Here is a 7767-nt window from a genome sequence, read left to right on the forward strand (position 1 = left end):
CCCGAAATGAAAGCTGACGACGGCCGGCCGCAGCTCCTCGACGACCGCGCACATCGCATCGTCGAACGGCGCGCGGCCGGGGCCGCCCTTCACGCCGGCCGGATCGAGCCCGGCTTCCGCGTAGTAGCCGGCGAGCGCCGCGCGCCAGCGTGCATCGACCTCGGCGTCGGGCGCCGGCGGCGTGTGGCAGAAGAAGTTCACGTTGAACGGTGCGGGCGTGCGCGCGCGGATCGCCGCGATCTCGTCGCGCAATTGCTGCGGGCCGAGCGCCGCGCATGCGAGCGAGCCGAGCCCGCCGGCTTCGCACACCGCGATCGCGAGCGGGCTCAGCGAACCGACCATCGGGGCCTGGATCAGCGGCAAACGGGAAGGCAGCGTCGTCATCGGAATCGTCCTCGGGGAAGCAGCGGTGGTTGCGCGCCGGCGGCGCGCATTTAATGCGATCGATATTAACCGACAAACTCGAACCCCGATTGCAGCTCGATTTACATCACGAATTGAGTTAACCGATTCGGAAAAAATGATTATTCAAGGGAGCTTAGACGACTTGGCCTCCCTGCCCGGGATCGGGACCAAAAAACGCCCCCAAGCCTTACCGCACGGACCACCCGCTCCCGAATTCAAACACCGATTCCCCGGTTTCAATGACATTCATCAATATTCAAGTTATTAAATACCGGCGTTTACCCTTATTAAAAACCACCAAGGCGATAACATGAAAACGTTAAATAAAACGACGATTCATGCCGGAATCGTCAACCGGCGCCACGCCGCGCCACCTCAACCGCAACACGTCTCGTCAAGGAGCGTCGCATGTCCGATGCCAGCTCGTCCTCCTCCCGGTCCGCCGCCCCATCGGCCGCGGTTTCCCCGCCGAAAATCGGCGTCATTCCCGCCACGCTGATGGTCGCGGGCAACATGATGGGCTCCGGCGTCTTCATGCTGCCCGCGAACCTCGCCGCCACCGGCGGCATCGCGATCTTCGGCTGGCTGATCACCGTCGTCGGCGCCGTGTCGCTCGCGCTCGTGTTCGCGAAGCTCGCGGCAATCGACCCGGCCGCCGGCGGCCCGTACGCGTATGCGCGCAAGTCGTTCGGCCCGTACATGGGCTACCAGACCAACCTGATCTACTGGCTCGCGAACGTGCTCGGCAACGTCGGCCTCGCGGTTGCCGGCCTCGGCTACCTCACGCATTTCTTCCCGGTCCTGAAGGACCCGCTCGTGTTCGCGCTCGCGCAGATCTTCGTGATCTGGCTGTTCACGTACGCGAACATCCTCGGGCCGAACGTCGTCGGCCGCGTGCAGTCGGTCACGACGATCTTCGCGCTCGTGCCGATCCTGGGGATGGCCGTGTTCGGCTGGTTCTGGTTCAGCAAGGACGTGTATTTCGCCGGCTGGAACGTGTCGGGCGCGAGCAGCTTCAGCGCGATCGGCGCGACGCTGAACTTCACGCTGTGGGCGTTCATCGGCGTCGAGAGTGCGTCGGTATCGGCCGGTGTCGTCGAGAACCCGTCGCGCAACGTGCCGATCGCGACCGTCGGCGGCGTCGTGCTCGCGGCCGTCTGCTACGTGCTCAGCTCGACCGTGATCATGGGGATGATCCCGAACAAGGCGCTGCTCGCATCGAGCGCGCCGTTCGCGGACGCCGCGCGCCTCGCGCTCGGCAATACGGCTGCGAACGCGGTCGCGATCTGCGCGGCGCTCGGCTGCCTCGGCTCGCTCGCGGGCTGGACGCTGCTGGTCGGCCAGACCGCGAAGGCGGCCGCCGACGACGGGCTGTTCGCCGGCGTGTTCGCCCGCGTGAACTCGAAGAACGTGCCGTCGGCCGGCCTTGCGATCGTCGCGCTGATCATGTCGGTGCAGGTGCTCGCGACGATGTCGCCGAGCGCCAGCGAGCAGTTCGGCAAGATCGCGTCGATCGCCGTGATCATGACGCTCTTGCCGTACATCTACTCGTGCATCGCGATCAAGGTGCTCGGCTACGGCAAGATGCCGTCGCACCAGTTCACGTTCTACACGATCGTCGGCCTGATCGGCGCCGTCTACGCGCTGTGGGCGATGGTCGGCTCCGACGGCCAGCAAACGCGCTGGTCGCTGATCTTCGTCGTCGCGACGATCGTCTTCTACGAGCTGTCGATCAACCGCCAGCGCGAGATCGAGGAAACCCATATCCATCCGGGCGGCCGCTCGCCGCGCTGGGTGCGCTATCTCGCGCTCGGCGTGACCATCGCCGCGCTCGCCGCCACCTTCTGGATCTCCGTGGGCCGTCACCAGGCCGACACCCTTCACGCGCGCTCGCCGGCCGTTGCCGCGAGCGTCCAGGCAACCCAGCAAACGGGGGATTAATACATGACTGCTTCCTTGACCCAACCGGCCTTCCGCCGCCTCGGCATGAAGGCGCTGCTCGTGCAGCACGACATCGATGAACGTACCGCCACCGGGCGCGCCGCGACAGCGCTTGCCGAGGAACTGCGCACGCGGCTCGTCGACGTCGTGATCGCGACGTCCGCCGACGATGCCTGCGCGGTGGTCGCCGCCGATCCGGCGATCCAGTGCCTGCTGCTCAACTGGGAACTCGGCAACGATGCCGACCACGCACCCGCGCAGGCCGTGCTCGACGCGATGCGCGCACGCAATGCGACCGTGCCCGTGTTCCTGCTCGCGAGCCGCGCGAGCGCGTCCGCGATTCCGGTCGACGCGATGCGCAAGGCCGACGACTTCATCTGGATGCTGGAGGACACCACCGCGTTCATCGGCGGCCGGATCGTCGCCGCGATCGAGCGCTACCGCGAAACCGTGCTGCCGCCGATGTTCCGCGCGCTCGCGAAGTTCTCGCGCGTGTACGAATACTCGTGGCACACGCCAGGCCACACGGGCGGCACCGCGTTCCTGAAATCGCCGGTCGGCCGTGCGTACTTCGAATTCTTCGGCGAATCGCTGTTCCGTTCGGACCTGTCGATCTCGGTCGGCGAACTCGGCTCGCTGCTCGATCACTCGGGCCCGATCGGCGAAAGCGAACGCTATGCGGCACGCGTATTCGGCGCGCATCGCACGTATCACGTGACGAACGGCTCGTCGATGTCGAACCGCGTGATCCTGATGGCGAGCGTCACGCGCAACCAGGTCGCACTGTGCGACCGCAACTGCCACAAGTCGGCCGAGCACGCGATGACGATGTCCGGCGCGATTCCGACCTACCTGATTCCGTCGCGCAACCACTACGGGATCATCGGCCCGATCATGCCCGAACGGCTGACGGCCGCCGCCGTGCGGCTTGCAATCGACGCGAACCCGCTCGTGCGCGGTCGCAACGGCATCGACCCGACGCCGGTGCATGCGCTGATCACGAACTCGACGTACGACGGCCTCTGCTACAACGTCGCGCGCGTCGAGGAACTGCTCGGCCAGAGCGTCGATCGATTGCATTTCGACGAGGCGTGGTACGGCTACGCGCGCTTCAACCCGATCTACCGCGACCGTCACGCGATGCACGGCGATCCGTCGCAACACGATGCGAGCAAGCCGACCGTGTTCGCGACGCAGTCGACGCACAAGCTGCTCGCCGCGCTGTCGCAGGCCTCGTTCATCCATGTCCGCGACGGCCGCAACCCGATCGAGCACGCGCGCTTCAACGAGGCGTACATGATGCATGCGTCGACGTCGCCGAACTACGCGATCATCGCGTCGAACGACGTGAGCGCCGCGATGATGGACGGCCCCGGCGGCGAGGCGCTGACGACCGACGCGATCCGCGAGGCCGTCGCGTTCCGCCAGATGCTGGCGCGCCTGCATACGGAATGCGCGGAGAACAACGACTGGTTCTTCAACGGCTGGCAGCCCGATAGCGTCGTCGATCGCAAGACGGGCCGGCGCGTGCGCTTCCACGAAGCGGACGAGACGCTGCTCGCCACCGACCCGTCGTGCTGGGTGCTGCATCCGGGCGACACATGGCACGGCTTCGGCGATATCGAGGACGACTACTGCATGCTCGACCCGATCAAGGTGTCGATCGTCACGCCGGGTGTCGCCTCGCATGGCGGGCTGATGCCGGTCGGCATTCCGGCGTCGGTCGTCACCGCGTATCTCGACCGGCACGGGATCGTCGTCGAGAAGACGACCGACTTCACGATCCTGTTCCTGTTCTCGCTCGGCGTGACGAAGGGCAAGTGGGGCACGCTCGTCAACACGCTGCTCGACTTCAAGCGCGACTACGATGCGAACGCGCCGCTGGAACAGGCGCTGCCCGAACTCGTCGCGCGCTATCCGGAACGCTACGGCAAGCTCGGCCTGCGCGACGTGTGCGACCTGCTGTTCAGCGCAATGAGCGACCTGAAGACCACCGAGATGATGTCGCGCGGCTTCTCGACGCTGCCGAAGCCCGATTACAGCCCGGCCGAGGCGTTCGAGCATCTGGTGCACAACGACATCGAGATGCTGGAACTGTCGGAGATGGAAGGCCGCACTGTCGCGACAGGCGTCGTGCCCTATCCGCCCGGCATTCCGCTGCTGATGCCCGGTGAGAACGCGGGGGCGGCCGACGGCCCGCTGCTCGGCTACCTGAAGGCGCTCGAGCAGTACGACCTGCGCTTCCCGGGCTTCACGCACGACACGCACGGCGTCGAAGTCGAAGATGGCGTGTACCGGATCGCGTGCATCAAGCGGAAAGCGCACGATAACAACACGCGCTGAGCATGCGCCGGCCGCGGTGGCACGCGGCCGTTCGGGCTGACCGGTTGCCCCGGGCAACCAGCCAGCCCATGTGGCACGCTGCTTCGTCTGGCATGCCCCTGCGTTCTCCGTACCCCGGCGGGGTTGCATAGGCAGGCTGCGCAGCCGTCAGATACCCCCGGCCTTCTTCCCTCGAACGACCGAAAGCACCGCCGCGACCGCGTCAGCTCGCGTCCGGCTCGGGCACGCGCGTGGCGGCCTCGATGCGAAACAGCAGCCGGTCGTCGAGCACATCCCAGATATCGACCTCGCCCCGCCCGCCCTTCGGCAGGCCGGCAAACACGGGACGTCCACCGATCCAGCCGGCCTGGCTCTTGAACCACTTGCGCTCGCACCAGCCGCCACGATGCACCGCGAGCCGCTCGCCGGTGCCGACATCGAACTCGCGCAATACGAATTTCGCATCGCACGCCAGCACGCGGGCACCGTCGTCGGAAAACGCGCAAGGGAAGCCATTGTCCGCCCCCGGCAACTCGCAATCGGCTTCGCCCTCCGTGCGCACCGTCAGCGCCGCGTCCCGCGCGAAGGCGCGGCGATGCCGGCCGGCACTCACCGCGAACGGGGCATCCTTGAAACGCACGTCGGCCATGTCGTAATCGAGCACGTCGAGCGTGCCGCCGTCGGCGAGCGGCACGCGATAGAGCCGGTTGCGGATGCGCACCCACGCTTCGCGCGCGTCGGGCGACAAATGGACCCGCTCCAGATCGTCGTACCGGCTTTCGGCACGCCAGCACACGTGCGCGGCCCCGCTCGCGGCGTCGACCCGGTAGAGCGCGGTGTTGTCCCAATACGCGACGATCAGCGTCGACAGCGCCGCATCGGCCGATGCGCTCACCGGCACGTTGCGCAGTCTGTCCGTGGCAGTCGCCTCCGCTTCGTCCGGCACGAACGGCCTCGGCAGTTCGAACGACGCGACCACCCGTCGCTGCGCAAGATCCCAGATGTCGCAGAATCCTTCGCCGGCCACGACGAGGCGCAGGCCACCCGTCGGATCGCGCGACCATTCGAGCACGCACGCACGACGGGTCGCAACCGTCCCGGCTAGCGGCGACTGCGATGCTTCATGCGCCGATACCGATTCGGGCGCAGGACCGGCGTCCGTCTGCGCCCCCGCCTCGGGTGCGACGTAATCCGGCGGCACGTAGTCGGGCATCGGCCCCCCTTGCCGCGCGCGCCACGCGGCGAGCCATGCCTGATACACGTAGCGACGGCGGCCGTCGGTGCCGACATCGGGCTGCTCGAGCCGAAAGTCGGCCGGGGCGACGCCCGGCAGCGGCACGAGTTCGGCACCGTTGCAATAGACGTAGGCCCGCGCACGGTCCCGCGCGAAATACTTGGAGAGGAACACGAGCGTCGCACCGTCGACACCGCGCCGATACGGCTGGCTGTCGTGCAGCAACCGCCCCTGCCCGTCGCGCAGGAAGCGGTGCCCGATGAATTCGGCGGTCGCGCCATCGAACCGGGCCTTCACTTCCCTGCCGAAATAGAACAACCGGTCGCCATCGCGCAGATGGGAGCCGCCGATCACTTCGACTCGGGCGGGATCGATGCCGCGCTTGCGTACCAGCATGCACAGCACGCCATTGCGATCCTTCGCGTAAGTGTCGTTCAGGACTTCGAATGTCTCGCCGTCGACCTTCGCGGCTTCCGCATGACCACGCCACTGCTTCAGATAGCAATGGTCGCCGGCCTGAAACCACGGCCCGGTCAGATGCTGCCACCGGGCCGGATCCCCGGGAAGCGGGCCACCGTCGAGAAAGCCCTTGTGATACTCCGCGTACGAATAGAGTCGCGACCGGTCGGTGATGAACGAATCGCCGAGCCACCGGACCGTCGCGGCGTCCGGTTCGAGCAGCGGCAGGTCGTGCAGGTATACCTGATTGCCGACTACCCGGTACCCGCCGCCGAGTTCCCGGGCCGGCGTGCCCGCCGCGGCCTGCCCGACCAGCGCATGCCACCAGTAGCCTTGCAGTTCGGGGCGCGCGGCAAAAAACGGCGACCAGCTGCCCTCCCACTTCTCGCGCGGGCCGGGATCGTCCGCGTGTCCGTAACGGTAAGGCCGCGCCCGGTCGGTCGCGAGATCCTGCGCCACGTCGTCCGCGCTGACGAAGCTCGCCGCATCGGCGCCTTCGAGCACCCGCCCGCAATACCAGACGTGTTGCGCATCGACCAGATACGCGCCGACCCACCGCAGCGTCGCGGGATCCGCGCCACGCATGCGCTTGCCGTAGTGGTACAGGTAGCGGTCGTCGTGCCCCCATGCATCGCTCAGCAACCGGAAGCTCGCGGGCGACGCGCCGGCAAGCTTGCGGTTCTGGAAATAGACATGGTTCGCGTCGACGGCATGCGATTCGTCCAGCCGTCGAAACGTCGCGGCATCGACGTCGAGCACGGTGAAGCGCAACCACGTGAACGTGCGCGCGTACGCACGCACGCCGTCCGTCGCCAGATACTGCGACAGCGGCCGGAAGCCGTCGATCACGATGCCTTCGATGAGGTTGCCGTCGCGGTCCCGCAACGGGTCGTCATGGCAATACACGTGCGCGTCATCGCGCATGAAGCCGAAGCCGAGGTTCTCTCTGAGTGTCATGTTGTTGGTTTTTTCCGCTTTCGTCCGGAATGCCCCGGTCAGGCGATGCGCCGCCGGGTACGAAAGCCGCCGCGCGAATGCGCGGCGCTCAAGCGTCCTGCAATCTTACGCCACGATCCATCCCGCGCCGGTAAGCGGCCGGGCTCGTCGCCGCGACACGCCGGAAATGCCGGCGCAGCGATTCCTCGGAACCGAACCCCGCGCGCGCCGCAACCTGCGCAAGCGGCAGCGCGGGATGCGCTTCGAGCATGTCCTTCGCAACGTTCACGCGTTCGCGGATCAACCACGCGAGCGGCGACATTCCCGTCGCGTCCGCGAACTGCCGCTGCAGCGTACGCGTGCTCATCGCGGCCTGCGCGGCAAGCGACGCGAGCGTGTGCGGCTCGGCCGCGTGCGCACGCATCCAGTCGATCAGCTTCGCGAGCCGGTCGGTGCCGCCCGGCGCGACC

General features: G+C 67.1%; 5 protein-coding genes. 2 read left to right on the forward strand and 3 right to left on the reverse strand.

What is annotated here, in order from left to right; genetic code table 11:
• Positions 1–384: nitronate monooxygenase (locus G3O00_RS37725; protein ID WP_206146051.1), on the reverse strand; the 384-nt coding region annotated here is incomplete at its 3' end.
• Positions 385–813: 429 nt separating this feature from the next.
• On the opposite strand from G3O00_RS37725, the gene adiC reads away from it, so the two are divergent.
• Entirely contained in the window at positions 814–2346 is a 1533-nt protein-coding gene (adiC, locus tag G3O00_RS37730) for an arginine/agmatine antiporter (RefSeq protein WP_206146052.1), read from the forward strand.
• A 3-nt stretch (positions 2347–2349) separates the two neighbouring features.
• Positions 2350–4689 carry an Orn/Lys/Arg decarboxylase N-terminal domain-containing protein gene (locus G3O00_RS37735; protein ID WP_206146053.1) on the forward strand — a complete coding sequence of 780 codons (2340 nt, stop codon included), beginning with the start codon at positions 2350–2352 and terminating at the stop codon, positions 4687–4689.
• A gap of 202 nt (positions 4690–4891) precedes the next feature.
• Here G3O00_RS37735 and G3O00_RS37740 read toward each other — a convergent pair whose 3' ends face one another.
• Positions 4892–7318 carry a DKNYY domain-containing protein gene (locus tag G3O00_RS37740; protein ID WP_206146054.1) on the reverse strand — a complete coding sequence of 809 codons (2427 nt, stop codon included), beginning with the start codon at positions 7316–7318 and terminating at the stop codon, positions 4892–4894.
• An 88-nt stretch (positions 7319–7406) separates the two neighbouring features.
• The coding region (locus G3O00_RS37745; RefSeq protein WP_206146055.1) for a helix-turn-helix domain-containing protein at positions 7407–7767 on the reverse strand (361 nt) is incomplete at its 5' end.

It is taken from the genome of Burkholderia sp. Ac-20384, assembly GCF_017104605.1.
GTDB lineage: Bacteria > Pseudomonadota > Gammaproteobacteria > Burkholderiales > Burkholderiaceae > Burkholderia > Burkholderia lata.